The 25,913-nt window shown below is 40.9% G+C and carries 19 protein-coding genes; 12 read left to right on the plus strand and 7 right to left on the minus strand.

From position 1 onward, the window contains the following. Positions 1-6: 6 nt before the first annotated feature. The 6 genes from I5349_RS08440 to uxuA all read right to left on the minus strand — a co-directional run bounded on the left by I5349_RS08440 (position 7) and on the right by uxuA (position 10,875). On the minus strand, positions 7-2,025 hold the full coding sequence (locus I5349_RS08440) for an alpha-galactosidase (protein ID WP_226390320.1): 2,019 nt from the start codon (positions 2,023-2,025) through the stop codon (positions 7-9). Next, a complete protein-coding gene (locus I5349_RS08445; protein ID WP_226390321.1) occupies positions 2,022-3,299 on the minus strand; it encodes a purple acid phosphatase family protein in 1,278 nt (425 codons plus the stop codon). The genes I5349_RS08440 and I5349_RS08445 overlap by 4 nt, the downstream gene beginning before the upstream one ends. Before the next feature lie 68 nt (positions 3,300-3,367). After that, the gene (locus I5349_RS08450) at positions 3,368-4,921 is read right to left on the minus strand and encodes a beta-helix domain-containing protein (RefSeq protein ID WP_226390322.1); all 1,554 of its coding nucleotides are present in this window, start codon (positions 4,919-4,921) and stop codon (positions 3,368-3,370) included. 27 nt (positions 4,922-4,948) lie between these two features. Next, on the minus strand, positions 4,949-6,553 hold the full coding sequence (locus I5349_RS08455; RefSeq protein WP_226390323.1) for a beta-helix domain-containing protein: 1,605 nt from the start codon (positions 6,551-6,553) through the stop codon (positions 4,949-4,951). Between the two features lie 5 nt (positions 6,554-6,558). Then, the gene (locus I5349_RS08460) at positions 6,559-9,393 is read right to left on the minus strand and encodes a TonB-dependent receptor (protein WP_226390324.1); all 2,835 of its coding nucleotides are present in this window, start codon (positions 9,391-9,393) and stop codon (positions 6,559-6,561) included. 297 nt (positions 9,394-9,690) lie between these two features. Further along, positions 9,691-10,875, minus strand: a complete 1,185-nt coding sequence (gene uxuA / locus I5349_RS08465; protein WP_226390325.1) for a mannonate dehydratase — start codon at positions 10,873-10,875, stop codon at positions 9,691-9,693. Between the two features lie 203 nt (positions 10,876-11,078). Between uxuA and I5349_RS08470 the strand changes: the two genes are divergently transcribed. The 9 genes from I5349_RS08470 to hsdR all read left to right on the plus strand — a co-directional run bounded on the left by I5349_RS08470 (position 11,079) and on the right by hsdR (position 21,233). Further along, positions 11,079-11,579, plus strand: a complete 501-nt coding sequence (locus tag I5349_RS08470; protein WP_226390326.1) for a hypothetical protein — start codon at positions 11,079-11,081, stop codon at positions 11,577-11,579. 64 nt (positions 11,580-11,643) lie between these two features. Further along, positions 11,644-11,910 carry a PLDc N-terminal domain-containing protein gene (locus tag I5349_RS08475; RefSeq protein ID WP_226390327.1) on the plus strand — a complete coding sequence of 89 codons (267 nt, stop codon included), beginning with the start codon at positions 11,644-11,646 and terminating at the stop codon, positions 11,908-11,910. Beyond that, complete coding sequence (locus I5349_RS08480) at positions 11,910-12,491, plus strand: YdeI/OmpD-associated family protein (RefSeq protein ID WP_226390328.1); 582 nt, start codon at positions 11,910-11,912, stop codon at positions 12,489-12,491. The genes I5349_RS08475 and I5349_RS08480 overlap by 1 nt, the downstream gene beginning before the upstream one ends. Before the next feature lie 670 nt (positions 12,492-13,161). Further along, entirely contained in the window at positions 13,162-14,628 is a 1,467-nt protein-coding gene (locus tag I5349_RS08485; RefSeq protein WP_226390329.1) for a class I SAM-dependent DNA methyltransferase, read from the plus strand. Beyond that, positions 14,625-15,908, plus strand: a complete 1,284-nt coding sequence (locus I5349_RS08490) for a restriction endonuclease subunit S (protein ID WP_226390330.1) — start codon at positions 14,625-14,627, stop codon at positions 15,906-15,908. The genes I5349_RS08485 and I5349_RS08490 overlap by 4 nt, the downstream gene beginning before the upstream one ends. Then, a complete protein-coding gene (locus I5349_RS08495; RefSeq protein ID WP_226390331.1) occupies positions 15,905-16,300 on the plus strand; it encodes a GxxExxY protein in 396 nt (131 codons plus the stop codon). Before I5349_RS08490 ends, I5349_RS08495 begins: the two co-directional genes overlap by 4 nt. Before the next feature lie 155 nt (positions 16,301-16,455). Further along, a complete protein-coding gene (locus tag I5349_RS08500) occupies positions 16,456-17,382 on the plus strand; it encodes an endonuclease NucS domain-containing protein (protein ID WP_226390332.1) in 927 nt (308 codons plus the stop codon). Between the two features lie 43 nt (positions 17,383-17,425). Next, entirely contained in the window at positions 17,426-18,844 is a 1,419-nt protein-coding gene (locus I5349_RS08505; RefSeq protein ID WP_226390333.1) for a KAP family P-loop NTPase fold protein, read from the plus strand. Positions 18,845-18,848: 4 nt separating this feature from the next. Further along, the gene (hsdR, locus tag I5349_RS08510) at positions 18,849-21,233 is read left to right on the plus strand and encodes an EcoAI/FtnUII family type I restriction enzme subunit R (RefSeq protein ID WP_226390334.1); all 2,385 of its coding nucleotides are present in this window, start codon (positions 18,849-18,851) and stop codon (positions 21,231-21,233) included. 235 nt (positions 21,234-21,468) lie between these two features. On the opposite strand, the gene I5349_RS08515 is transcribed toward hsdR, so the two are convergent. Then, entirely contained in the window at positions 21,469-22,920 is a 1,452-nt protein-coding gene (locus I5349_RS08515; protein WP_226390335.1) for an NADP-dependent isocitrate dehydrogenase, read from the minus strand. A gap of 227 nt (positions 22,921-23,147) precedes the next feature. Between I5349_RS08515 and I5349_RS08520 the strand changes: the two genes are divergently transcribed. The 3 genes from I5349_RS08520 to dut are packed head-to-tail and all read left to right on the plus strand — an operon-like array spanning position 23,148 to position 25,886. Further along, positions 23,148-23,933 carry an enoyl-CoA hydratase/isomerase family protein gene (locus I5349_RS08520; RefSeq protein WP_226390336.1) on the plus strand — a complete coding sequence of 262 codons (786 nt, stop codon included), beginning with the start codon at positions 23,148-23,150 and terminating at the stop codon, positions 23,931-23,933. An 11-nt stretch (positions 23,934-23,944) separates the two neighbouring features. Continuing rightward, complete coding sequence (locus tag I5349_RS08525) at positions 23,945-25,450, plus strand: lipopolysaccharide biosynthesis protein (RefSeq protein WP_226390337.1); 1,506 nt, start codon at positions 23,945-23,947, stop codon at positions 25,448-25,450. 1 nt (position 25,451) lies between these two features. After that, complete coding sequence (gene dut / locus I5349_RS08530; RefSeq protein ID WP_226390338.1) at positions 25,452-25,886, plus strand: dUTP diphosphatase; 435 nt, start codon at positions 25,452-25,454, stop codon at positions 25,884-25,886. The last annotated feature ends 27 nt before the right edge of the window (positions 25,887-25,913 follow it).

A 25,913-nucleotide genomic window follows, 5' to 3' on the forward strand; every position in this document is an offset into this window, starting at 1 on the left:
AGAACCCTATTTTTTGATCTCAAAAACACCAAAACTAAATGCCTCTGGAAGCTCTACCGAAAACTTAGCTCCATCTGCATGGAAAGAAGTAGGCGAGTCTCCAAAAAGGTGCTTTATAGAACTCACCGCTTTGGGAAGCATGAAAGTATGACTCGACTCTGCCGTTTGCTCTCTATAAACAATCAAAAAATCACTTGCTTCAGTATCAATGTAAAAACCCGTCCAATGGTACCCACTAGGCTCATCACCTATAGGGATTACTATACCCCTATGCCAAATATCTGCAAGTGCTTTATAATCAGCAAGTAACTCTTTGACTTCTAATGTGTCTTTCGTAAGTCCTGACAGCTCCATCCAAGCCAAAGGCTGTGCAGTAAGTGTGGTAGCAATTGCATAATCAAGCCCCACTTGAGCTGGTGCTTGTACATCACTTGAGGGGTACTTATCTACATTTCTGAAGACATTCAAAAACTCGATCTGCAGCCTATCCGCTGGCATGTGATGTGAGAGCAACCAAAGATTTCTAAGCGTTCTATAAGGAAAATAATTAGCCCAATCGGTATATCTGTTTTCTAAAAACACATTGCCAAATTCTTGGAAATAATGGTAACCCACTCGTTTTCCAGCAGTAACATCTAAATTGAAAGTGACATTTCCATCACTTTCAATCATAACCTTCTCAAAAAGCTTTTTTACATTGTTTTCAGACACTCTATCCCCTAGATCAAGTCCGTCTATTTTGAAGACTTTGATCCCATAAGTCTTATAATAATCTATCAGAATAGTTGCGTCACGTTCCCATGAAGCATACTGATTTTGTTTGCTAGGGTTAAACCAAAGACAAATCTCAATGCCATGCTTAGCTGCCAAATCAATAATAGGCTTCAGTCCATTAGGAAATCTTTCTCTATGAGGCATCCAGTCTTCTTGTTTCCAGTCATCCCATTTAACGCCAGCTTTTGAAGCTGAATTTCTTGAGAGCCCCTGTTGCCAACCATCATCCAACTGTAGATGTGTAATGCCTAAACTAGCAGCTGCATTGATCTCGGCTATGATAAAAGCTTCATTCATTCTCGAATCTTTACTCCTATCACCCCAGGTATTGGCGAGTATCATACCATCCCTGTCAGGTCTATATGCTCTCAACGTCTTTTGCGAACTTACTACATCTGAGATTTGTCTAAAGTGCCCACCAGAAGTGATCCCTAGGGTATAGCCATACAACGACTGCCAATCATCTGATAACTCTGAGGGTTTCAGTCCTATGCCTCTAAGCAGGAGCCTCTCTTGAGAGAATTCAAAATCATAACCTGGATAGCTTGACTGGCTGTATCCTATCGGGGACTCCTTGACTATAAAAAAGTGGACATCATTTTCATCACGAGACCCAATAAGCAGATTACCTAAAGCTGTCTGTGTCTGCCTATGCAGAAAATATGATTGTGTATTGACAGGCTGATCATGATAATCAGTAGCTTCTCTGAAGCTATGAACCTTCACTTTCCAGTGAGGACTTTTCATCGGAATAGCGGATAGCCAACTTAGCTGAAAATCTTTCTTAGCAAGCTGCTCTATCATATCATTCTCTTTGGGTTTGATAACTTCCCAGCTATCAACTGTAGACTTTCCCCTGACTGAGATAAAATGTCTGATAGCTGGACTCTGATCATATATTTTAATGCTTCTTTGAACTTGTAGTGCGGCACTTGTGATATGAAGTACCACTTCTGTATAAGGTACTTCAGTAGCTCCTCCATCTCGTATCTCTAGATCCGCTCTAAACTCACTTTCAAAATCAGGCAGCCAAAAATCCACTTCAGGCTGGTTGATCTCCCAGCTACTATTAGATCTTTTATCCTTCATGCTGTGTAGCATCAGTTTTCCGTCATTCCAGAGATACTGATATTCGACTAGCTCATTGGCTAGAATCAATTTATCATCCAATCGATAAACTTCACGCTGCGCCTGCAGTTCAAGCCACTGAAAGAGTAAAAGGCTAAGAAGGATTACAGTTTTTTTCATCATTCTTCTATGAGTTTCTCTATTAGTTTGTTTGCACTACCTTCTATCTTGATGAGATCAAAGGCATCAAAAACGTCTCCATCAAGCGTGTACGCTTTATAGCTTAATCTATCATTTCCTATGTTGATGACTTGATAAGTCTGCACATCCTGACCTTTTTTCTGCATCCAAGGGTGATCGCTGAGCTCATACATCTTGCGTCCAGCGACAGAAACGACATATACAGTACCACTATCTTCATCCCATTTGCCAAGGCCACTATTTACCGCATTGCCTCTGCCATAGACATGATCATGTCCTTGTAAGACCATGTCTACTTTATAGCGATCAAGTAGTGGCTTCCAGTTTTTCATAACTCCCTCATTGATTCTACCTTCGGCAGCAGAGATCACTGGATGGTGAAAAGTCACTATCGTCCATCGCTGAGGATTATTCTTGAGGAGGCTTTCTAGCCAAACCGCTTGAGTTTCGATGTCATCATTAGAGTCCAGAGCTATAAATCTAACTTTTTGATAGTCTATATAATACGCTCTATCAGATAATTTTTGAGGTGCGTTTTTAGGGAAATTAAACTGCGGATCCCAAAGTGGGCTAATCCCTACTTTTTCTCCATTCTCATTTTTCACGTATTCATGATTACCTGGAACAATGATCTGAGGAATGCTGGAAAGTATGTACCCTCCAGCAGCAAACCACTCAGCCCATTCGTAATCATTTTGAGAATGATTAATCAAATCCCCCGCATGTAAGACTAACCTAGCTTCAGGTGCTCGTTGATATGCTGCTCGGATTACTCTAGACCAAAGTGGATACAGATCATTTTGAGCATCCCCTAGATAGATGAATTGAAACTCATCAGCAGCAGTTGTTTCGAAATCTATCCATTCACTCCAATGGACGCCATCACCTACTCTGTAGGTATATTTTTCGTTTGGTTTTAGTTCATCCAATATTACTTCATGATAAGTGACCCTCTCACCCAAAATAGTAGTGAGGCTAGTAGATTCAGCTTCTTTTTTGTACACATCTTTGTAAAACTCCACTTCTTTTGTTTGTGAGGACCATTGTATTAAACCTTTATTTCCAGTTTCTTTTGTTCTCCAAGTGATGATACGACTATTACCTTTATCATCACCAAAAGTCATCAAAATCCGATCAGGTCTTTCACTAGCTAAATAGGAAATGTGCTGTACGCTTGGAGGAGTATTTTGCTGAAGGCTTTGACCCAAAACCAATCCAGTACTGACCCCGAAAAGTAAAGTGAGTAGATATTTCATAGGCTTAAAATTGAGAAAGCTGGCCAGCGCAAACTGACCAGCTTTTTAGGCAAATGGTTGATTAAGTTTTATCTGATGCTACCGTCTGAGTTTTTCACCCATCCAGTAGTCCAGTCATTTGCAGCATTTTGGATAGCGCCTACAAAGGCCGCAGAAGCAAATCCTGAAATGCTATTAGGATTGAAATCACTCGTCTCCTCAGCCGTTGGCACAAAGCTATTAGTGCCTATGCCAGCGATGGAGGTCAAGATTGGATCTCCCTCTGCATCAAATCCAGTGACATTATTGAAGAATGGGTTTTGAAAATCTCCATTACCGTCTACAAATCCTCTAAATGGATTGCCATTAGCTGTGTCATCTCTGTAAGGATCAGTTGGCACATTAAAGATAAAGCTATAGGCAAATACCGTTTCTCCATCTAGGTCCGTGATATTCACTGCATCATTGAGTCTAAGTCCTCTGCGTGGGAAGTCTGCTATAATGGTATTGTATATTTTACCTGCACTGCTGCTTCTCATTCTGATACCTGAAGTGTTTTCAGCCTCTGTACCAGGACCTATCACTGTAAAGTTGGCTAGTATCGGAGAGGCAGTCTCTCTGATTTCTATCTCAGAGTTGTCATCCAAAGTTTCTGAAGTCATAGCGATACCAAACTGAATTCTTCCAGAATAAGCATCCCCTAATCTAAATCCACCACCAGCACAGTCAGTAGCTACTAAATAGCTCATATTGACATTGCCATCTGTAGGCATGATGCCTTCACCATCAGCTTTATATACTTGGATATGATCTATTACAGTACCATCTCCGACATTTTGTAGTCTAAAGTTTCGTGCGTTTCCATACTCAAGTCTTACATATTGGAATGTCCCACTGCTAGTACCAGCACCGCCACCTCGGATATTAAATACTCCCCAGTCTCCAGGAGCTGCATCACCCGATATTGCTCTATCAGATGTGATCACGATTGGGTTATTTCTAGTGCCAGTAGCTTCTATAGTAGCCCCTTCATTGATCACAATATCTACTAAAATGGCTGCATCAGATGCCATGTAGACATTGACGCCTTCTTCTATGGTGAGAGAAGAACCCGCTGCAAAACTTAGTGTCTCAGAGATGTAGTAATCTCTTCCAGTAATGAATTTGACATCACCTTCTACGATACCATCTGTAGGAATGTCCACATTGTAAAGTGTCTCTCCATTGACCTCTATCTCATCATATGCAATGGTAACTACTGTAAGCCCTACCCTTGGTGAGCTAGATCCCTGAGTATTGAAGACAGCAAACTCGTATTCAAATTCTTCACCTTCTTCAGCATCAGCAGGCACTGTCTGATTTGTATAAGTAAAAGAGGTTGCTGTAGCATTTAGTGGCACAACTTCTAGTACACCACCACCTCTGTAAACTACAAGCTCTCTATTGTTGCCATCTGTGTCGATATTGAGTGTAACAGAGATCGCCTCGCCTCTCTTCACCTCAATCACCTCACCACCTTGGATAGAGAGTGTAGGATCTGGTAGAATTGGGTCTTCATCATCCGAACAGGATGTCATGACAAAAGCTGACATGGCCAAGCAAATAAGTAGCTTTGACATGTCTAATAGGTTCATCTTTTTCATAATAAATTTAGGTTAAGGGTTAAAGTTTTATCTTATCGTTCCATTCAGGTTTTTAAACCAAGAGCCATCCGCAGTCCAGTCATTGGCTGGATCTACTGCACCTGCATATGGAGCAGATGAAAAGAAGGCACCTAGTACCGTAGGATTATAGCTTGTCGCTTGTATCCCTACAAAGTTTTCTTGAGTAATCCCTCCAGCAGTTTGCTCAGAGACATTGTAGGCAGGGTCTTCTGCGAAAATGGGAGCATCTTGCTCATAATTCGTTCTGTTGTTAAATGAGTAAGTATTGTCCAAGATCATGGTCTGACCGAAACTTTCTACGTCAAGGTCTTCTATCCTCACACCGTCACCAGGAAACTCCGTGACGATTAAGTTTTGTAAAATACCAGTGGCACCAGTTCTGATTCGGACTCCTCTCCTCGTGCCCGAGTTGACACCATCTGTAAAACCATTTCCTATGAGTGTGACATTAGAAATCCTAAAAGTGGTACGAGGTTGTGTCAAAAATGAATTGTCATTGTTGCGCATCTCTAGTGATCTGGCAATATTCCAGAAGTTTACTGGAACGAGAGTCGCTTGTCTATCTGTCTGAAATAGCCAAAACTGTCCATTGCCCTGCCAGCCAGCATCAGCCCAGATACCATATCCACCATGACCAATCGCAGAAATGTATTTGAAACTCACACGACCGCCTCTTACGCGAATGGCTATGTTTTCATTACGATAAACTTGCAAATACTCCACTCGAGTCTGGGATCCCACACCAAAAAAGTGAATTCCGTGAAAACCAAGTTTACCAGCGTATTCAATCCTTACATAGCGTAGTATTCCTGAGTTGTCATTAGGCACATTACCTCCGTAGCGGTAGCCATCTACGATCACTACATTTCCCTCATTGGTAGGTGCATTGCCTAGTAGATAGATGCCTCCCCAGTCATTTGGCTGTGGTGTCTGGCCTAGCAGCACCTTGTCACTTGTCATGACTATAGGCGTGTCTTTAGTTCCTTCTGCTATGATCTGAGAGTTTCTATTGATGACTAATTGAGAAAAGAGATTTGGATCATCATAGGTCTTAAAATAAATCGTACTCCCTGCTTCTATGGTGAGTGTAGCGCCATTTTCTACTGATAATACACTGTCTATGAGATAAGTATTTACTGCTTCAAATGTGTAGTCATTGTTCAACTTACCTTTGATAGTGATGACATCCGTGCCATTGATGTTTTCTTGTATTTCTGAAAAAGTAGACCTTACCAATACTGTCAAATCATAGCTATCAGTACGACCATCTCTATCTCGCACAGTAAAAGAAAATTGATTTTCCGAACCAATTTCCTGATCCTGTGGTACTACATATTCAAAAGTATAACGAGAAGAAATTTCTGAATCAAAAAGGACTTCATCAAAAGGCTGACCATCCTTAAGCACTGTAAATCTATCTAATCCTACAGATGCAAATACATCAAACTCTAAAAAGACTTCATTGCCAGGCTCCTGTACTATCTCAGGTGGACCACTATAGCTTGTTAGGATCAAGCTGGGAGCTGGTAGATCAAATGCTTCTTCTCGCTCGCATGCTCCTAAGGCTAGCAATAGCAACAAACCTATACCGATCAAATGTCTTGTTTTCATCTTTATTAAAATCTAAAGCTCACACCCATTCTAGTCCACCAACCGAAGTATGCTATTCGGGAAATACGCTCTCGCTCACCTTGGTACCTGATGCTTGGTGCATTGGTGATGTTTACCCACTCTCCGAAGATCCTCCACTTATCATTGATGGCATAGGAAGCATTAGCATCTACTTGCAGACGTTGCTCTTGGATGATATCATCCTGCCTCTGAGAAGCTAAAGAGCTGACAAAATCTCCATTGTAGTTGGCCATGATGCGTCCTGTAAACTTCCCAAAGTCTCCCGAAAGAGCTGCATTGAACGTATGCTCCGCTTGACCTGGAAGGGAGATGTTATTTCTATCTTGTGTAAATGCGTCAGAGTATGCATAAGTATAATTAGCATCTATATTTAACTTGCTCAAAATACCTGGCAAAAAGTCTAATGCTCTCACGAAATTCACCTCTACACCAGCCACTTGAGCATTTTCACCGTTTTGCTCTTGCTCAAATCTAAAACCTTGAGTACTAGGATATCCAGGGAAATCATTTAATAAAGAAGGATCTATCCTACTGAATTGAAACTGGTCGATGTCCTTGTAAAATCCACCCACTGAGATGATCCCTACGTTGGCAAAGTAATGCTCATACATCAAATCTAAATTGATCGCCTGAGCTGGCTGCAAATCTGGGTTTCCTAAACGAAGTGTAATCGCATCTGCATCATAGTTGACAAATGGTACGATGTCTACAAAGTTTGGTCTGGCATAATTGACCACAGCAGAAAACCTGATGGCTCTGAACTTATCCAAACTATATTTCACATGTAAATTAGGAAGGATGAAGCCGTAGGAAGTACCTCCAGTGATGGGACTACCTTCTACCGTAGTACCTACTCTAAAGACCTCAAAGGCATCATATCTGACATCATTATACTCATAGCGAACACCAGCAAGCACCATCCATTTATTTAACTGTATTCTTGCCATCGCATAAGTAGCGTAGATGTCTTCAAAAGCATCATAAGTATCATTGAGTGAAAGCCTCTCAGAATCCCATGCATCATCTGATGTGTCTAATAGAAGTCTGTTTTGATTGATATATGATTGGAAAGCTTGACGACCAATCAATGGTCCAAATCGGTATCCTGAGTTTAAAAAGCTAATTGGTTCTGTACGACTAAGCACTCTTAAAAAGGCTTCCTGTGGATTGATGAGTCCATTTGGATCATTAAATCTCAAGACTTGATTATTTCTAAATTTTGAATTAGTCTGCGACCTGTATTTACCTCCTACTTTGATGTATGCTTGCGTATCTCCGAAAAGTGTAAAGTTTCTTAAGATATCTAGCCTGGTCACTAAATTAGTCGCATCAGTAGTCTCAAAGTCTTCTTCGTATCTTCTGAAGTCACTGTAGAAAAATGGATCGTACATACTTTGTTCTCCAGCTGCTTGTCTAAAAATAGGCACATCTGCGTAGATACCACCGGGATTATCAGCCACTATCCCCACTTCATCTTGGGCAAAATCCCCTCTATCTGATGAAAAAGTCCTATTGGAAACTGTGTAATAGGCAGACCAGTCTAACTTCCAGGCACCTAGTCTATGATAGCCTTGTAAATTGAAGCTTTGGTTGGTTTTTAGCTCATCAAACAAGTTGATATCTCTTCGGATACGACCATCAGTGATAGAGTCGAGCCTTTGATAGACTGCTCCACTTCTATCCATATCAAATCGCAGTCTATTTCTAGTATCTATGTCTTCTCTTCTATTGTACATATAGTTGAAGACAATCTCATGCTTATCATTGAAGTGGTAATCTAGTGTAGCCGTTGCCCCTATCCTTTCTCTTTGATTGATAGTGCTTCTAAACTGATAGTTTCCCATGACTATCTCTGGGTTTTCCATATTGCCCACTGGTCTAGGGATACCCAACCAAGTAGCATCTATCCTGTCTTCAGAATTATTGGTACTGTAGTAGCTCGCCCCCAGGATCACTCCAAGTTTACCAATAGGGTCATTGTCTGTCGCAAAAAACCTTCTGTCTAGGCGAAGTTTACCGATGCCATTGAGTCCTCCAGAGATGTCATTGTAACCAAGAGCTGCTTCAGTCCTAACTGCGAGTTCCTTTTTTCTTGCTATTGGAGTCTTGAGATTGATCACACCACCGATAGCATCACCGTCCATATCGGGAGTTGGAGCTTTAGTGATTTCCATGCTAGAAAGCTGGTCAGCAGGAATCAAGTCTAAGGCTTCATTTCGAGAGCCATCCTGTTGTACTGAGGGGATTTGTTCTCCATTGATTTGTATAGCGGTAAAGTGCTGTGGAGTTCCTCTGATCGAAACGGTCGACCCCTCTCCTTTGTCTCGCTGTATGTTGACACCAGGCACACGCTGCATAGCTTCTGCCACATTGAGGTCTGGAAAGCGACCTATCAAATCTGCAGAAATGATGTTTTTGATATTATCGGCTGTTCTTTGTTGGTTGAGTGCACGCTGCTGACCCTCTAGACTACCTCGTACTTCAAATGTTTCCAGATTAGAGACATTTGCTCCTAGCTTGATAATGCCTAGATCGATATCTTGATCCGCTATATTGACAGGTATCGATTTAGTCTCAAATCCTATAAAACGAATGACAAAAACCTGTGAACCTTTTTTATCTGTTCTGAATACAAAATCTCCATCCAAATTAGTCGCTACTCCACCCACCAAACCTTCCAAACCCATCGATGCTCCGAAGAGTGGCTCATTGGTTTCAGCATCTATAACTTTGCCTTTGATCTGAATAGTCTGCGACCAGCTAGTCAATGAAAATAAACATACCAGCAGTAGCGTGGTCAGTGTGATTTTGGGTTTCATGCTTTGCTATAATATTAGCGTGAGTACTAACAAGAATACCAGAAAGAGAAGACCAAAAAGTACTTCTCTTATCTGATATAACTTGAGCTTTTTCGATTTTGAAATTTTACTAAACTTCAATTCTTGTTTATTGGATGTTTTAACGATTCAAATTTGTCGAAAAAGGCTCTCCGCCTATTTGTAATTTGGTTGCTAAAAATATGTAAAATTGTTACATCGCTGTTTAAAGGCATTTAAAGGATGTTTTTCAAACACAAAGCACTAAAATATCCTCCTTTGGATAGAGAATATCTTAGACTATGGCAAAAAATGTAATAACCCTAACTCCAACCCCCTCAACTCTGCTAAGCCTTTGAGTCTTCCTATAGCTGAATAACCAGGGTTAGTTTGCTTATGTAGATCGTCTAGCATCTGGTGTCCATGATCGGGACGCATCGGGATACTCTCTTTTCTTATTTGCTGCAAAGTCAAGAGCTCTTTGACTACATCAGCCATAGGAACATCTCCAGCTAAGTGTTCTGCTTCGAAAAAGTCCCCTCGATCATTTCGCTGTGTACTCCTTAAATGAATAAAATGAATCCGATCACCAAACTCTCTAATCATCTGAGGAAGGTCATTGTCAGGTCTGACTCCAAAGCTCCCTGTACAAAAAGTAAGTCCATTGGATAAACTAGGCACAGCCTCAAAAAGCATCCTCAAATGAGTCGCAGAGCTCACTACCCTTGGTAAGCCAAAAATAGGGAAAGGGGGATCATCTGGATGGATGGCCATTCTGATACCTAAAGAAGTTGCTACGGGAATGATTTCTTGCAAAAAGGCAATGAGGTTTTGTGTTAGCTTTTGAGCATCAATATTTTGGTAAGTAGCAAGTGCTGCTTGGAACTGCTCCATGGAGTAACCCTCTTCTGAGCCTGGTAGACCCGCTATGATCGTAGCTGCTAGTTTAGCCTTTGCCTCATCTGTAAGTGAAGCAAAATATAGGGAGGCTTCCTCTACTACTGCTGGGGAGTAATCCTTCATGGCATCCCTCCTACACAATATGTACAAATCAAATGCTGCTAGTGCACGCCATTCAAATAATAGTGCTTTAGCTCCAGTAGGAAGTTCATGAGAGAGGTCTGTTCGCGTCCAGTCAAGTATCGGCATGAAATTGTAACAAACCCTCAGTATCCCCGCTTCTGCCAAGTGTCTGAGCGTTTGCTTATACCGCTCTATGTAGTGGGCATAATCACCTGTTCTTGTTTTGATGGATTCATGTACTGGGACGGATTCTACCACTGACCAAGTGAGACCTGCCTCTTGGATCATTTGTTTGCGTGCCTCTATGACTTTTATTGGCCAGACTTCCCCATTGGGTATGTGATGGAGTGCTGTGACGATCCCAGTGGCACCTGCTTGTCTTATATCAGACAGTGAGACTGGATCAGATGGGCCGTACCATCTCATGGTCTGCTCCATCTTAAATGTAGGTGTGTGATTCATATACTATCAGTAGTTATGTTGGAGTAGTGTGTTAAAACATCCAAACAAATTCGATAGCGATCACAAATATACAATCTCTTGTGATCAAACATATATAAGTTCTAAAATACTCTCCATCAATCACTTGCTTATTATATTCATATATAAAGATAAAATTGGCATGATCTTGGAAATATGGGAAGTAACACCAAAGGGAAAATATCATGAAAACGTTCAGAAAAATGCTCGGAGTCACACTCGTACTTGCTATGATACTTGGGACAGATGCTATCGCTCAGCGAGGCAAGGGCAGAAAGGATGATGACAGGGATCGCAGAAAAGAATATAGACATTACCCTAATCAGCAGGGAAGGCATCATGCCCCTCGATACGAAAGCCATAGAAGACCGCAAGGTCCTCCACCTTGGGCTAGAGCGTATGGATACAACGGTCGACACCACGTCTACTTCCCTGACTATCAGGTGTTCTATGATGCACGTAGACATGCCTATATCTACAGAGATCGTAGAGGCTGGGTGACGAGTAGACAGCTGCCCTACTTCATGGCGAGGGTAGATATGAGGAGGGTGCGTGTGCAGATGATGGCGCAAGTGCCTCTTCACAGACATCCAGAACTGTACTATGCGGACTACAACCGTCAGTATCCAGCGAGGAGAGGCGGCACACAGATCAATATCAATGTGCCCATCCGAATAGATCGATAAATTTTCAGGCTGCTTCACATGAGGCAGCCTTTTTTTATTGCTCAACTAGGAAAATATCTTTATATTGAATGATCAAAAAGCGATCACCATGTACTATTTCATTTTCCTCGCTACAGCACTTTGGATCTGGATGATTATCAAGGTACTCTATAGTCACCAAGTCAATCGACAAGTACTTAGATGGTCTTGGCTGTTTCTTTTGCTCATTTTTCCTATCATCGGGCCGCTGATCTATCATAGCTTAGAGCGAAAAAATAGACTAAGCCGCAGAAAAAGCTTCCTAGGAGGCTATCAGCGCAGATTATACACAGATAATTCTACAAAGGCTTAATGATGATCTCCACTGAAAATTTTGCTCAGGTACAGATCAGTTCTCCAGCTGATCTACGGACTTGGCTAGAAGCAAACCATGCCCAACAGGAAAGTGTATGGCTTGTGACTTACAAGAAAAATGTGCCTGATAAGTATGTCTCCACGCAGGAAGTACTAGATGAACTGCTTTGCTTTGGTTGGATAGATGGCATCAGGCGCAAGCTGGACGAGGAGCGCACCATGCAGCTCATCTCTCCTCGCAGGGTGGAGCACTGGGCCAAAACTTACAAGGATCGCGCAGCCAAACTCATCGCTGATGGCAAAATGCATACTGCGGGCTTTCGCTCCATAGAGGTGGCCAAGCAAAATGGGCTGTGGGACTTCATGGATGATGTAGACCAACTCATCGAGCCAGCAGATCTCCGAGCAGCGCTCGACCAACAGGCACATGCTGCGGTATTTTTTGATGGGATCAATCCTTCCAGCAAGCGCTTTGTCTTGCGCTGGCTCAAACTCGCCAAAACGGACAAGACTCGCCAATCACGCATCGAGCAGCTGGTAGCCCTCTCAGCCAAGGGTGAAAAGCTCAAAGGCAGCTGATCTCTCCACTCGCCTATCAAGATGTCAAAGAACTAGTAATGAGGTCTAGCTAGGGAGGCAAGATGGGAAAGATCAAGGAATCAAAAAAACGAACGTTCGTTCTGTTCGCATTATGCGTATTATTCGTTTTGTTCGCTTTATTCGTTCTGTTCGTATTATTCGTTTTATTCGCCTTTTATAGGGTAAAGTAAAGGATGAGTCGAGGATAAGTCGAGGATAAGTCGAGGAAGAGTCGAGGATAACCCCCAGCAAAATCTGCTCAAAATATCAATATAATACAGTGATAAATTATAAATATACAATTTTATATAAACCTTCAATGACACAAACTGTCACGGACTTTTGAGATTTTTTGTATGGAAATTTGGTGATTAGACGTGTGAAATGCCTGCCCAAGCGAGGAGTATTTGAGGAGGTGATGGGTGTTTTTTCTTAAGCTAGAAAGGGCTATTTTAGAAGAGAATTTTTGAGCGGGGACAGATTATCCCTAAAAATGAATAAGTTTAAGAGGGGATAAAAGCATTTTATCTGAGTTTAAATCCAATTTCTTACTTTAAAAAGCTGAATAACAAGGTGTAAAGCTTGGGATGTAAGAGGTTGATCTTTAAAAGAGAAGTGGGTGGAGAAATACTATATTTGATAAATAAGGATTTGAAATAAAAGAAAGAGAATGTTTGAACAGACTTTTAAAAACATAGACGATATACTTTACAAGGACGCAGGTGCAGATAGCGAACTAGATTATATTGAACAGACTTCATGGGTTTTGTTCTTACGATACCTTGACCATTTGGAGAGTGAAAAAGCAGATGAAGCTGCTTTAGAAGGCAAAGCATACAAATATATTATCGATGAAGCTTACCGCTGGCCAAATTGGGCGATGCCCAAAACAGCTGATGGGAAACTCGATCACCACAAAACCAAGACAGGGCCAGATTTGGTCAAGTTTGTTGACCATGAACTATTCCCCTACCTAGCTGAATTCAAGCAGAAATCCATTGATAACCCGAAATCCATTGAATACAAAATCGGGGAGATTTTTAGTGAGTTGAGTAATAAAGTGAAAAGTGGCTACAACCTGCGTGAGATCATCGAAATGACAGATGGTCTACCTTTTGGCAGCTCTCAAGACAAGCACGAACTCAGCCACTTGTACGAAACCAAAATCAAGAACATGGGCAACGCAGGACGTAATGGCGGCCAATACTACACGCCACGTCCTTTGATTCGTGCCATGATCGAAGTGCTTGACCCCAAAATTGGTGAGAAAATATATGATGCCGCTTGTGGAAGTGCGGGCTTCTTGTGCGAAGCTTATGAGTACCTATACAACCGCATGGAGAAAACCACTGCCAACCTCAAAACCTTGCAGGAAAACACCCTGTACGGCAAAGAGAAAAAGAACTTGGCTTATATCATTGGGGTGATGAACATGATTTTGCACGGCATTGAAGCCCCAAACATCATACATACCAATACGCTTACTGAGAACATTCGCGACATTCAAGAAAAAGACCGCTACCATGTCATTCTAGCCAATCCACCATTTGGAGGTAAAGAGCGCCCTGAGGTTCAACAGAACTTTGATATTAAAACAGGCGAAACGGCTTCTTTATTCTTACAGCATTTTATCAAAAGCTTAAAAACGGGCGGAAGAGCAGCTATTGTTATCAAAAATACCTTTTTGAGCAATTCAGATAATGCTTCTGTTTCCTTGCGAAAGCATATATTGGAGAGCTGTAACCTGCATACCATTTTGGACATGCCCGCTGGAACGTTTCTAGGTGCGGGCGTAAAGACGGTAGTGTTGTTTTTTACCAAAGGTGAATCCACTGAAAAGATTTGGTACTACCAGCTCGACCCAGGACGTAAAATGGGGAAAACCAACCCATTGAGTGATGCCGATATGCGTCATTTTGTAGAGCAGCAAGGCTCCTTTGCAGAAAGCCCCAATTCATGGACCATTTCGGTGGCTGAACTTGCCAAATCCAGCAATGGAAGCTACGACCTCAGCGTAAAGAATCCAAACAAAAAAGAAGAAGCTGCCCTACGCCAACCGCAAGCCATTTTGGAAGAAATGAGAGCATTGGATGAAGAAAGTGCCGAAATTTTAAACTCAATTTCGGAATTGATATGAAGCAAGGAAAAATGTCTGAACCAAGATTATCAGGATTTAATGATGAACAGGATTTAAAAACAAAAAAAATCTTGAAATCCTATAATCAAGCAAATCCTGATTCTGACAATATGAAGCAAGTTTGGGAAATAAAGAAGTTGGGGGAAGTTGTTGATATTATCAACGGTAGAAATCAATCAGCTGTAATTTCAGAAAGCGGACAATATCCTATTTATGGAAGTGCGGGAAATTTGATGGGTTTTGCTACTGATTATTTGTGTGAAGAAGGGACTACAATAATTGGAAGAAAGGGCAACATTTCAAATCCTATTTACATTGAAGAAAAATTTTGGAATGTTGATACCGCTTTTGGATTGTATCCTAAGAATGGCTATGACCCAAAGTTTATAAATTACTTGTGTCAAACAATAGATTTTAAAAGTCGAAACAGGGGAACAACAATTCCAAGTTTAGTAAAATCTGATTTAATAACTATTGATGTTCCTTTCATCTCAACTCTCCCCGAACAACAACGCATCGTTTCCATATTAGATGAAACTTTTGCCGCCATAGCCAAGGCAAAAGCCAATGCCGAACAAAACCTCAAAAACGCTAAAGAACTTTTTGATAGCTATTTGCAGGGGGTGTTTGAGAATAAGGCTGATGGTTGGGAAGAGAAAACTTTAGGACAATTATGTGTTTTCACACAAGGCATACAAAGAGATGTAAAACTTCAAAGCGAAATAGAAGGTGCAAATCAAGTTAGATTTTTAAGGATTGTTGATTACACACAAGGAAATGAACCTCCAAGGTATATTGATTTCCCAGGGGATAAATACATTTTAAATACGGATGATGTGGCACTTGTTAGATACGGTGCATCAACAGGGTTTGTGTGTCGTGGTTTGGAAGGTGCTTTGGCAAACAATCTATTCAGAGTTATTCCTAAATCAACCGAAAAACTGACAACTGATTTTTTGTTCATTTATCTTAATTCACCAATATTCCAAAATGTTATTAAAGCAACTATGAATGGTGCAGCAATGCCAGCAATAAGTTTTGGTCTAATTGAAGAAATACCTTTTCCTCTTCCACCACTCAAATCCCAACAAACCATCGTCCGCCAATTAGATGCCCTCCGAACCGAAACACAAAAGTTGGAAGCGGTGTATCAAAAGAAAATAGATGATTTGGAAGAACTGAAAAAATCCATCTTGCAAAAGGCGTTTAGTGGGCAATTGTCAGCATCAGGATTGGCAGGATTAAAGGATGAACAGGATTTTAAAACTGTAAATGTATGACGCTTGATGAGCTAACATATAAGATCAATGGCTGTGCAATGAAAGTTCACAACACTTTAGGCAATGGCTTTCAGGAAGTCATTTACCAAAGGTGTTTGGCTATTGAGATGGAGCGTGCAGGTTTAAGTTTCGGTAGAGAAATAGAACAAGTAATTTATTATGACGGCATTCAAGTAGGAACACGCAGGGCTGATTTTGTGGTGGAAAATCAAGTAATCGTTGAGTTAAAAGCCGTTATCAATTTAGAAGATGTGCATTTGGCACAAGCAAAGAACTATGTAGTGGCTTATGATTTTCCTATTGGCTTGCTCATCAATTTCGGAGCAACCAGCTTGCAATTCAAAAAGGTTTTTAACCCGAAATACAATCTTGCAAATCCTAAAATCAAGTAAATCCTGATTCAGACAAATGGAAGAAAATAAAACGAAGACAAGAAATCACTCAAATTCTGAAAGAACTTGGGGCAAACTTCATTCATTTTGTCGAAGCCTTTTTTATTGTAAGGTTTACCAAAATATGAGGGAAGAGTTAATAAATTGTAAACAGTATGAAAAGTTATTTCAGAGTCATATTAGGAGCCAAAAGCATATACGCCAAAGAGTGTTATGATGGTAATTTTATCGGTGCTCATTACGGTATCAACCAAGACCTTACCAAAGAACTACCCGAAAATTGGCGTGATTTTAATGCCAAGTTCAGAGATATTTGGTTGCAATTGCACCCCAATAAAACCAAAGTAGCCGCAGGTTTAGCTTGCGGTATGTTGTGGACGGTTTGCAAAGGCATCAAAAAAGGAGATGTGGTCATTTGTCCTGATGGGCTGGGTAGTTATTACGTAGGTGAAGTTATATCAGATTACAGTTATCAGCCCAACACCAATTTACCCCACCGCAGAAGCGTAAAATGGTTTCCTGTTTTCATTGAGCGTTCGGCAATGTCGCAGGAACTTAAAAATTCCACAGGTTCAACAGGTACAATAGCCAACGTCAGTCAATATGCGGATGAAATTGAAAAACTCATTGGCAATGTAAAACCACCTACTATTGTTTCAAATGATGCAACTGTAGAAGACCCATCGGTTTTTGCATTAGAAAAGCATTTGGAAGATTTCTTGGTGCAAAATTGGAAGCAAACCGAATTGGGCAAGAAATACGACATCTATGAAGAAGATGGTGTTATACTCGGACAGCAATATCCAAGTGATACTGGACCTATTGACATATTAGCCGTAAGCAAAGACAAGAAAATCTTATTGGTAGTAGAACTTAAAAAAGGAAGGGTAAGTGATAATGTAGTTGGGCAAATACAACGCTATATGGGTTATGTAAAAGAAGAATTAGCCGAACCTAATCAGGAAGTAAAAGGCATCATCATCGCTTTAGAAGATGATATTCGCATCAAACGAGCCCTCTCCGTTACCAACAACATTGAGTTTTATCGTTATCAGGTGAGTTTTAAATTATTCAAGAATTAAGAAAAATGAACGAAACCGAAACAAGAGCTGAATTCACAACTAAATGAAAATAAAGCATCACGAAATAGAAATACCTCAAGAAAATCCATTTGCCAACTGCAAATTGGCAAGAGAACCCTACGCAAGCATCTTAACAGATATTGTAAATACATATTCGGATGGTTTTGTCTTAGCTATAAACAATGAATGGGGAGCTGGAAAAACGACCTTTGTGAAGATGTGGCAGCAGCAACTTAAAAATGAAGGCTTTCAAACTATTTATTTCAATGCTTGGGAAAATGATTTTGATAATAATCCTTTAGTTGCACTAGTCTCGGAGTTACAAACTTTAACTAATGAGAAGAATAAGGAGGTTTTTAAATCAGTAGTTGAAAAGGGAGCTGTTTTAGTCAAGAATATTGCTCCTGCACTTGTAAAATCATTGATTAAGAAATATGTAGCTGATATAGATGATATTGCCATCAATTCCATTGAAGACGCTACTAAAGCATCTACTGAAATTTTAGAAGAAGAACTAAAAGAATATGCTTCAAAAAAGAAAACCATCATTGAGTTCAGAAAAGAGTTAGAAAAATTTGTAAAACAAGCTGATAACTCAAAACCTCTAATTTTCATTGTTGATGAATTAGATAGGTGCAGACCGAACTATTCTGTTGAAGTTTTAGAACAGATCAAACACTTTTTTTCAGTTTCGGGAATTGTGTTTGTGCTATCTATCGACAAGAACCACTTAGCAAGTGCTGTAAAAGGTTTCTATGGAAGTGAACAAATTGACAGCAATGAATATTTAAGGCGGTTTATCGACTTAGAGTATTCAATACCCAAACCTTCTACAGAGGATTTTACCAAGTACCTTTTTGAATACTATTCATTTGACAGCTTCTTTTATTCAGAGGAGAGATTGAGAATTGGATTCTTTCCATACGATTCAGATAAATTCCTCTCTATGGCTAACTTTCTTTTTACAAATCTAAATGCTACATTGAGACAACAAGAAAGAATATTTGCATTAACTCGACTTGTTCTGTGCTCGTTTAAAAGTAATCAATTAACATTTTCTGATTTACTTTTTATTTTAGTCTATTTGAAAATAATGCGAAATGATGATTTTCAAAAAATTGAAAGAAATGATTTCTCTCTACAAGAATTAAGTGACTTATTTTTTGACATTACCTTTTCAAAAAAAAATGAGTCTAATGGAATTTCCTTTTTGTATATAGAATCCTTATTGCTTTGGTTTTATAATAATGACCGAGATTATTCTAAGAAAATTAACTTAATCAAGGAAGATGATGCTGGAAATCTATCAGTTCCAATCAAATCAAAACTTGAAAATGAAACCCAATCTACAAATTTGATTCAATGTTTAAGCAATATTAATAACCATTGGGATCATAATAATATAAAACTAAATTATTTAATTAGAAAAATAAATTTGACTGAGTCAGTGACAATTCAATAAGATCATGAACGAAACCGAAACAAGGGCTGAATATATTGATCCTGCATTAAAAGCAGCAGGTTGGGGCGTTGTGGAAGGCAGTCGCATTCGCATGGAATACCCTATCAATAAAGGTCGCTTAATCGGTCATGGTCAGCGAAGCAAGCCCGACAAGGCTGACTACATTCTACAATACAAAAATAGAAATCTTGCAGTAATTGAAGCCAAAGCACGGGATAAACATTATACAGAAGGTGTAAGTCAAGCTAAAGACTATGCGGGGAAATTGCAGGTTCGATTTACCTACAGTACCAACGGATTACAAATTTACCGTATAGATATGCAAGAAGGACAGGAAGGTGACGTGACCTCCTATCCTACTCCAGACGAATTGTGGGAAATGACCTTCCCAAGTTCAAATGAACCTAAGGTCATTGAAACAGCTCATTGGAGAGAGACATTATTATCTGTTCCCTTTGAAGATCGAGGTGGGACATGGCAACCGCGCTACTATCAGGAAAATGCCATCTCAAAGGTTTTAGAAGCTGTCGCCAAAAACCAGCAGCGCATTTTATTAACGCTCGCTACAGGAACAGGAAAAACAGCCATTGCTTTTCAAATAGCATGGAAACTGTTTCAAGCCAAATGGAATATCCAGCAAGATGGACAGAGAAGCCCTCGAATCTTATTCTTAGCAGACAGAAATATATTGGCAGACCAAGCTTTCAATGCTTTTTCAGTTTTCGAAGAAGATGCCTTGGTTCGCATCAACCCAAGTGACATCAGGAAAAAAGGTAGAGTACCCAAAAATGGCAGTGTGTTTTTTACCATTTTCCAAACTTTCATGAGCGGGTCGAATGACACACCCTACTTTGGCGAATATGAGAAAGACTTTTTTGATTTCATCATTATTGACGAGTGCCACCGTGGCGGAGCCAATGACGAAAGCAGTTGGCGAGCCATCATGGAGTATTTTAGTCCAGCAGTTCAGTTAGGTTTAACCGCTACACCAAAACGGACCATTAATTCAGACACCTATAATTATTTTGGTGAGCCAGTTTATGTGTATTCGCTGAAAGAAGGCATCAATGACGGTTTCTTAACACCTTTCAAAGTCAAACAAATTGACACTACGATTGACGAATATTTATTCACTTCAGATGACACTGTTTTAGAAGGAGAAATCGAAGAAGGTAAACGCTATACTGAAGCGGAAATGAACCGCATTATTGAGATTAAGGAACGAGAAGAATATCGAGTGAAGATTTTTATGAGCCTGATAAATCAAAGTGAAAAGACTTTGGTTTTTTGTGCTACGCAATTACATGCTTTGGCCATTCGTGACTTAATCAATCAATATGCAGAAACTAAAAATCCGAACTATTGCCACCGAGTTACAGCCCATGATGGAAAATTAGGCGAACAGCATTTAAGAGATTTTCAGGATAACGAAAAAAGTATTCCAACCATTCTCACAACTTCACAGAAGTTAAGCACGGGAGTAGATGCTCCCGAAGTGAGAAACATTGTTTTGCTTCGACCTGTAAATTCCATGATTGAGTTTAAGCAAATCATTGGGCGTGGAACTCGTTTGTTTGACGGCAAAGATTATTTCACTATCTATGACTTTGTAAAGGCACATCATCATTTTAGCGACCCTGAATGGGATGGTGAGCCTGAAGAACCTGAAACATCTAGCCCGAGGCCACAACCACAGCCTTGTGATACTTGCGGACAAAGACCTTGTATTTGTCTAAGTGAGCCTCAACCAGCATGTGAAGTTTGCGGGTATGTCATGTGTCGTTGCGACAATCCACCTAGAAGAATGGTAAAAGTGAAATTGGCAGATGGAAAAGTTCGTCAGTTTCAACACATGGTAAGCACGACATTTTGGAGTCCAGACGGTAGACCCATTTCAGCAGAAGAGTTTTTGCATTCACTTTTCGGAGCATTGCCCGAACTTTTCAAAAGTGAAGATGAATTGAGAGCTATTTGGAGCAAACCAGATACAAGGAAAAAGCTATTGGAAGAGCTAACTGAAAAAGGTTTTGCCAAACAACAGTTGACAGAGTTTCAAAAGATACTAAACGCTGAAAATAGTGATCTTTATGACGTTTTGGCTTATATCGCATTCCATTCAGATATATTGGAACGAACAGATAGAGCAGACAAAGCGAAAATTCAGTTAGCCAACTATAACCCAAAACAGCAAGAGTTTTTGAATTTTGTTTTGAGTCAATATGTAAAACAAGGCGTTGATGAATTGGACGATACTAAAATTGGAGACTTGCTTGTATTGAAATATCATGCCATTGCAGATGCTAAAAAAGAGCTTGGTGACATTCCTAGTATTAGGAGTGCATTTATAGGATTTCAAACTTATCTCTATAACAAAAGAGCCGCTGTTTGATATTCATTGAATAGCTACATCCTGCCTTTGTACGATATAATGCCATATCGCTTCATTAGACGATATTTTGAATTATCGTTGAGTTATACGATACATCCCAATTGATAGGGATTCTTACAGAAGGCTTTATCAATAATGAAAATTTATAATCCTTAGATCTCGCAAAGACAAAGCCCTTAAAACAAAAAAAACGACCCATTGCTGGGTCGTTTTTGGTATGTGCTCTTATGAGGTTTTACTCTCCTTGACCTAGTGAGTAGCCTAGCTGCCCATCAAAGGTGTAGAGGTTCTCTGTTTTGATAGCATCTAGCTGCATGCTGTCTATTTTAGAGAGGAGTTCGATCACTGTGGCATTGTTGATGCTGCCACCGTCTGCTTTTGTGAATCTGCATCTCCAGTGATCTGTACAGAAGGTTTCCTTCATACCACCTGGATATACTTTCACCCCTCTATTGGTGATCATCTTTAGTTTCAGCCCATTGAGGTTGATCTGTGCTAGTTGGTCACCGAGTACATTAGGATCTCTGTTGTCCTTGTCCCAGTCGATGAATACATCCACTCCTACTAGCTCTTTTTTAGCTTTCTTGCGCTCTTTCAGCTTGATCGTGAAAGAAGAATCAGCTCCTTGGTCAAACTTAGCCGGTGTCATCGTCTGTGGCACTTGTCCTAAACGTTTGATCACTTCTTGGGCAAATTCTTTTGTACCCACTTTCTTCTTGCTGAGCCCTTCTTGGTAGATGTCTGCTGTGTGCATACCATCTTCTAATGTCTTCATCCAAGCGTTGCTTACTTTCTCAGCGATCTCTGGCTGACCGATGTGCACGAGCATCATCACGGCACCATTGAGCAAGCCTGATGGGTTAGCGATGTCTTTCCCTGCGATGTCTGGAGCAGATCCGTGAATCGCCTCAAACATGGCTACCTCTTGACCTACGTTAGCAGAGCCACCGAGCCCTACCGAACCTGTGATCTGCGCTGCGATATCAGAGATGATGTCCCCATATAGGTTGAGCGTCACGATCACGTCTAGTGTTTCCGGACGATCTGCGATCATAGCTGATCCGATATCGATGATCATGTGATTGGTCTCGATCTCAGGATACTCTTGTGCTATCTCATCAAATACTTTGTGGAAAAGGCCATCAGAAAGCTTCATGATGTTGTCCTTAGACATACAAGTCACTTTCTTTCTGCCGTATTTTTTAGCGTATTCAAAGGCATAACGGATGATCTTCTCACTACCCGGTCTAGAGATGAGTTTTAGACACTGATAGACTTCGTCTGTCTGTCTGTGCTCGATCCCTGCATATAGGTCCTCTTCGTTTTCACGGATGATGACCATATCCGTCTTAGGATGATTGGTCTTGACAAAAGGTGAAAAAGCTCTGCATGGACGCACGTTAGCATACAAGCCAAGGCTCTTGCGTGTCGTCACGTTTAAGCTTTTGAAGCCTCCACCCTGAGGTGTGGTGATAGGAGATTTTAAAAATACTTTGGTCTCTCTCAAAGAATCCCAAGCACTTGGTTCGATACCAGAAGTAATGCCTTTGAGATACACTTTCTCGCCTATTTCGATCACATCTGTTTCGATCTGAGCGCCTGCGGCATACAAAATATCCAAAGTAGCTTGCATGATATCAGGTCCGATACCATCCCCGTAGGCTACCGTTATTTTTGTCTTTGACATATATATGTGGTTTTGAAGATTAAATGAAATGTTGTGCGAAATTAGCAAAAATTGATGGAAGCACAGCCCATACATCCAAAGATTTCAGCCGCTTAACAGAACAATCCCGAAAAACTATACGCGCTTTCTCTCTATGGAGTTATCCCGAGCTGCAATTTTCACCCTGCTTACTTTGTGATTGCAGAGGGTCGTAGTATATTTGACCGAAACATTATAGCAATCCAATCATGTCAGACTTCAAAAACCTCAAGATTGAAGAAGAAAAAGGCATCCTCCACATCACTATCGACAGAGAGGACAAGCTCAATGCACTCAATCTGGCGACCATAGAAGAGTTCAGAGTAGTATTCAATGAAATCTATGACAATAAGCAGATCAAAGCTGTCCTACTCACTGGTGCAGGCGAAAAAGCCTTTGCTGCAGGAGCAGATATCTCTGAAATCGCTGAACTGAATGAACTCAATGCCCGCAAGTTTGCGGAAAATGGTCAAGAAGTCTTTCAACTGATCGAAAACTGCCCAAAACCTGTTATCGCCCTTGTTAACGGCTTTGCCCTAGGTGGTGGCTGTGAGTTAGCGATGAGCTGCCACATGCGTGTCGCTAGTGCTAATGCTAAGTTTGGTCAGCCAGAAGTAAACCTCGGAGTGATCCCAGGATATGGTGGTACACAGCGCCTGACACAACTCATCGGTAAAGGAAAAGCCCTCGAACTGATGATGACTGGCGACATGATCGGAGCAGAAGAAGCTAAGTCACTAAGACTGGTCAATCACGTGAGTCCTACTAAAGAAGAAGCTAAAGTCAAAACACTAGAGATCTTAGGTAAAATCATGTCCAAGGCACCTTTGGCTGTCAGCATGGTGATCGACTGTGTCAATGCAGTCTATCTCTCTGAGGAGGATGGCTATCAGATGGAGGCCAATGGTTTTGCTAGATGCTGCAAATCAGAAGACTTCAAAGAAGGAACTACTGCATTTCTAGAAAAGAGAAAGCCTGAATTCAAAGGAGAATAAGCTGACCAAACATGAGTCAGATCAAAAAACTAGCGGGTGATACCGCCCTCTATGGCGTCAGCAGTATCTTAGCCAGACTGATCAACTTCCTACTGATCATCGTCTATACGGGATACTTAGACGTAGCAAATAATGGGTCAATTACGTCTTTATACGCGTATTTGGCCTTTTTTAATGTCATCTTCACTTATGGTATGGAGACAGCCTACTTTAGGTTTGCTTCCAAACAAAATGCACTTCCTCTGCAAGTTTACAACAATGCCCAGAGCTTGGTCATCACGACTACTGTGTTACTAGCTGGATTGATCTATTTTTCAGCTGACTGGCTGAGCACGGTCTTAGACTATCCTGGCAAAGCTTACATCTTCAGGTGGATGGCGATGATCTTGGCGATCGATGCAGTCTTAGCGATACCGTATGCTAGACTCAGGCTAGAGCGTAGGGTGAAGCTCTTTGTCAGCACCAAGCTCTTTAACGTCTTGCTGACAGTACTTCTCAATTTACTCTTTATCGTATGGCTTCCACAAATCGCTAGTGGATCACTTTTCCCAAGTTTGCAAGATTGGGCTTTGGACGTTTACCAACCTGCTTGGGGCATGGACTATGCGATACTGGCTAATCTATGCGCCAATGCCGCGATCATCCCTTTACTATTTTGGGTCAATAAAGGCTTTCGCTATCAACTTGACAAAGGATTGCTTCAAGAAATGTGGAAGTATGCCTATCCGCTACTATTCATGGGACTCGCTGGCGTGACCAATGAGATGCTCTCACGAGGGATGTTTGAATATATCCTACCCGCAGACTATTATGCGCATCTGACACCAAGAGAAGCTAATGGTGTCTTTGGTGCTTGTTATAAATTGGCCATCTTGATGAATCTCGGCATTCAGGCTTTCAAGTATGCTGCAGAGCCTTTTTTCTTTTCACAGGCCAGTGACAAAAATTCTCCTCAGCTTTTCGCTGACGTGATGCATTGGTTTGTGATCGTCTGCTGCTTTGTACTCTTTAGCATCACGATCAACTTACACTGGATCGCCCCGATCTTTCTGCAAAGACCTGTTTTCCTTGAAGCGCTAGACATTGTACCGACATTACTCCTCGCCTATTTGTTTTTGGGTGTTTATTACAACCTGTCCATTTGGTTTAAACTCACTGATAAAACTGGATATTCCGTATGGATCACGAGTATAGGAGTGGTAATTACTGTGGCGTTAAATATTGCCTTGATCCCGATACTGGGTTATCAAGGGAGTGCTTTGGCGACATTGGCCTGCTATATTGGTATGGCGATCATTTGCTATCTATGGGGACAGCGCCACTTGCATATCCCCTATCAGACTGGCAAGGATTTAGCTTACATTTTGCTGACATTTAGTGTAGCCTATCTTGTGTTTACATTCAAAATCAACAACCTTTGGGTTTCGATAGGAATCAATGCCTTGCTGATGCTTGGTTTTTTGGTGCTTGTCTATGGCCTAGAGAAAAAAAATATCAAATCGCTTACTGCTCGCTAATATGACGATCAAAATCATCAACCAATCAAAACATCCTCTTCCTCACTACCAAACTGAGGGGGCTGCTGGTATGGATTTGCATGCCAATATTGAACATGCTATCGCTATTGGTCCTCTAGAAAGAAAGCTGATCGGGACAGGTTTATTTATAGAGCTTCCCTTAGGCTATGAAGCCCAAGTGAGGCCGAGAAGTGGCTTAGCTTTCAAGCATGGATTGACAGTACTCAACTCTCCTGGTACGATAGATGCTGACTATAGAGGAGAGATCAAAGTACTTTTGGTGAACTTGTCTAAAGAAGCCTTCCTTATACAGGATGGAGAGCGCATCGCTCAGCTGGTGATCGCCAAGCATGAACGCGCTTCTTGGGAGCAGGTAGAAGTACTTTCAGATACCGAAAGAGGCGCTGGAGGATATGGTAGCACAGGAACTAAGTGATCCACTATTCGTAAACAATAGCAGCAA

It is taken from the genome of Penaeicola halotolerans (assembly GCF_016464625.1).
GTDB classification, from domain to species: domain Bacteria; phylum Bacteroidota; class Bacteroidia; order Cytophagales; family Cyclobacteriaceae; genus Penaeicola; species Penaeicola halotolerans.

What these genes read in the sequence shown, in the direction of transcription:
- I5349_RS08440 (WP_226390320.1), bottom strand. Translation starts at nt 2,025, where the DNA reads ATGATGAAAAAAACTGTAATCCTTCTTAGCCTTTTACTCTTTCAGTGG.
- I5349_RS08445 (WP_226390321.1), bottom strand. Translation starts at nt 3,299, where the DNA reads ATGAAATATCTACTCACTTTACTTTTCGGGGTCAGTACTGGATTGGTT.
- I5349_RS08450 (WP_226390322.1), bottom strand. Translation starts at nt 4,921, where the DNA reads ATGAAAAAGATGAACCTATTAGACATGTCAAAGCTACTTATTTGCTTG.
- I5349_RS08455 (WP_226390323.1), bottom strand. Translation starts at nt 6,553, where the DNA reads ATGAAAACAAGACATTTGATCGGTATAGGTTTGTTGCTATTGCTAGCC.
- I5349_RS08460 (WP_226390324.1), bottom strand. Translation starts at nt 9,393, where the DNA reads ATGAAACCCAAAATCACACTGACCACGCTACTGCTGGTATGTTTATTT.
- uxuA (WP_226390325.1), bottom strand. Translation starts at nt 10,875, where the DNA reads ATGAATCACACACCTACATTTAAGATGGAGCAGACCATGAGATGGTAC.
- I5349_RS08470 (WP_226390326.1), top strand. Translation starts at nt 11,079, where the DNA reads ATGAAAACGTTCAGAAAAATGCTCGGAGTCACACTCGTACTTGCTATG.
- I5349_RS08480 (WP_226390328.1), top strand. Translation starts at nt 11,910, where the DNA reads ATGATGATCTCCACTGAAAATTTTGCTCAGGTACAGATCAGTTCTCCA.
- I5349_RS08485 (WP_226390329.1), top strand. Translation starts at nt 13,162, where the DNA reads ATGTTTGAACAGACTTTTAAAAACATAGACGATATACTTTACAAGGAC.
- I5349_RS08490 (WP_226390330.1), top strand. Translation starts at nt 14,625, where the DNA reads ATGAAGCAAGGAAAAATGTCTGAACCAAGATTATCAGGATTTAATGAT.
- I5349_RS08495 (WP_226390331.1), top strand. Translation starts at nt 15,905, where the DNA reads ATGACGCTTGATGAGCTAACATATAAGATCAATGGCTGTGCAATGAAA.
- I5349_RS08500 (WP_226390332.1), top strand. Translation starts at nt 16,456, where the DNA reads ATGAAAAGTTATTTCAGAGTCATATTAGGAGCCAAAAGCATATACGCC.
- I5349_RS08505 (WP_226390333.1), top strand. Translation starts at nt 17,426, where the DNA reads ATGAAAATAAAGCATCACGAAATAGAAATACCTCAAGAAAATCCATTT.
- hsdR (WP_226390334.1), top strand. Translation starts at nt 18,849, where the DNA reads ATGAACGAAACCGAAACAAGGGCTGAATATATTGATCCTGCATTAAAA.
- I5349_RS08515 (WP_226390335.1), bottom strand. Translation starts at nt 22,920, where the DNA reads ATGTCAAAGACAAAAATAACGGTAGCCTACGGGGATGGTATCGGACCT.
- I5349_RS08520 (WP_226390336.1), top strand. Translation starts at nt 23,148, where the DNA reads ATGTCAGACTTCAAAAACCTCAAGATTGAAGAAGAAAAAGGCATCCTC.
- I5349_RS08525 (WP_226390337.1), top strand. Translation starts at nt 23,945, where the DNA reads ATGAGTCAGATCAAAAAACTAGCGGGTGATACCGCCCTCTATGGCGTC.
- dut (WP_226390338.1), top strand. Translation starts at nt 25,452, where the DNA reads ATGACGATCAAAATCATCAACCAATCAAAACATCCTCTTCCTCACTAC.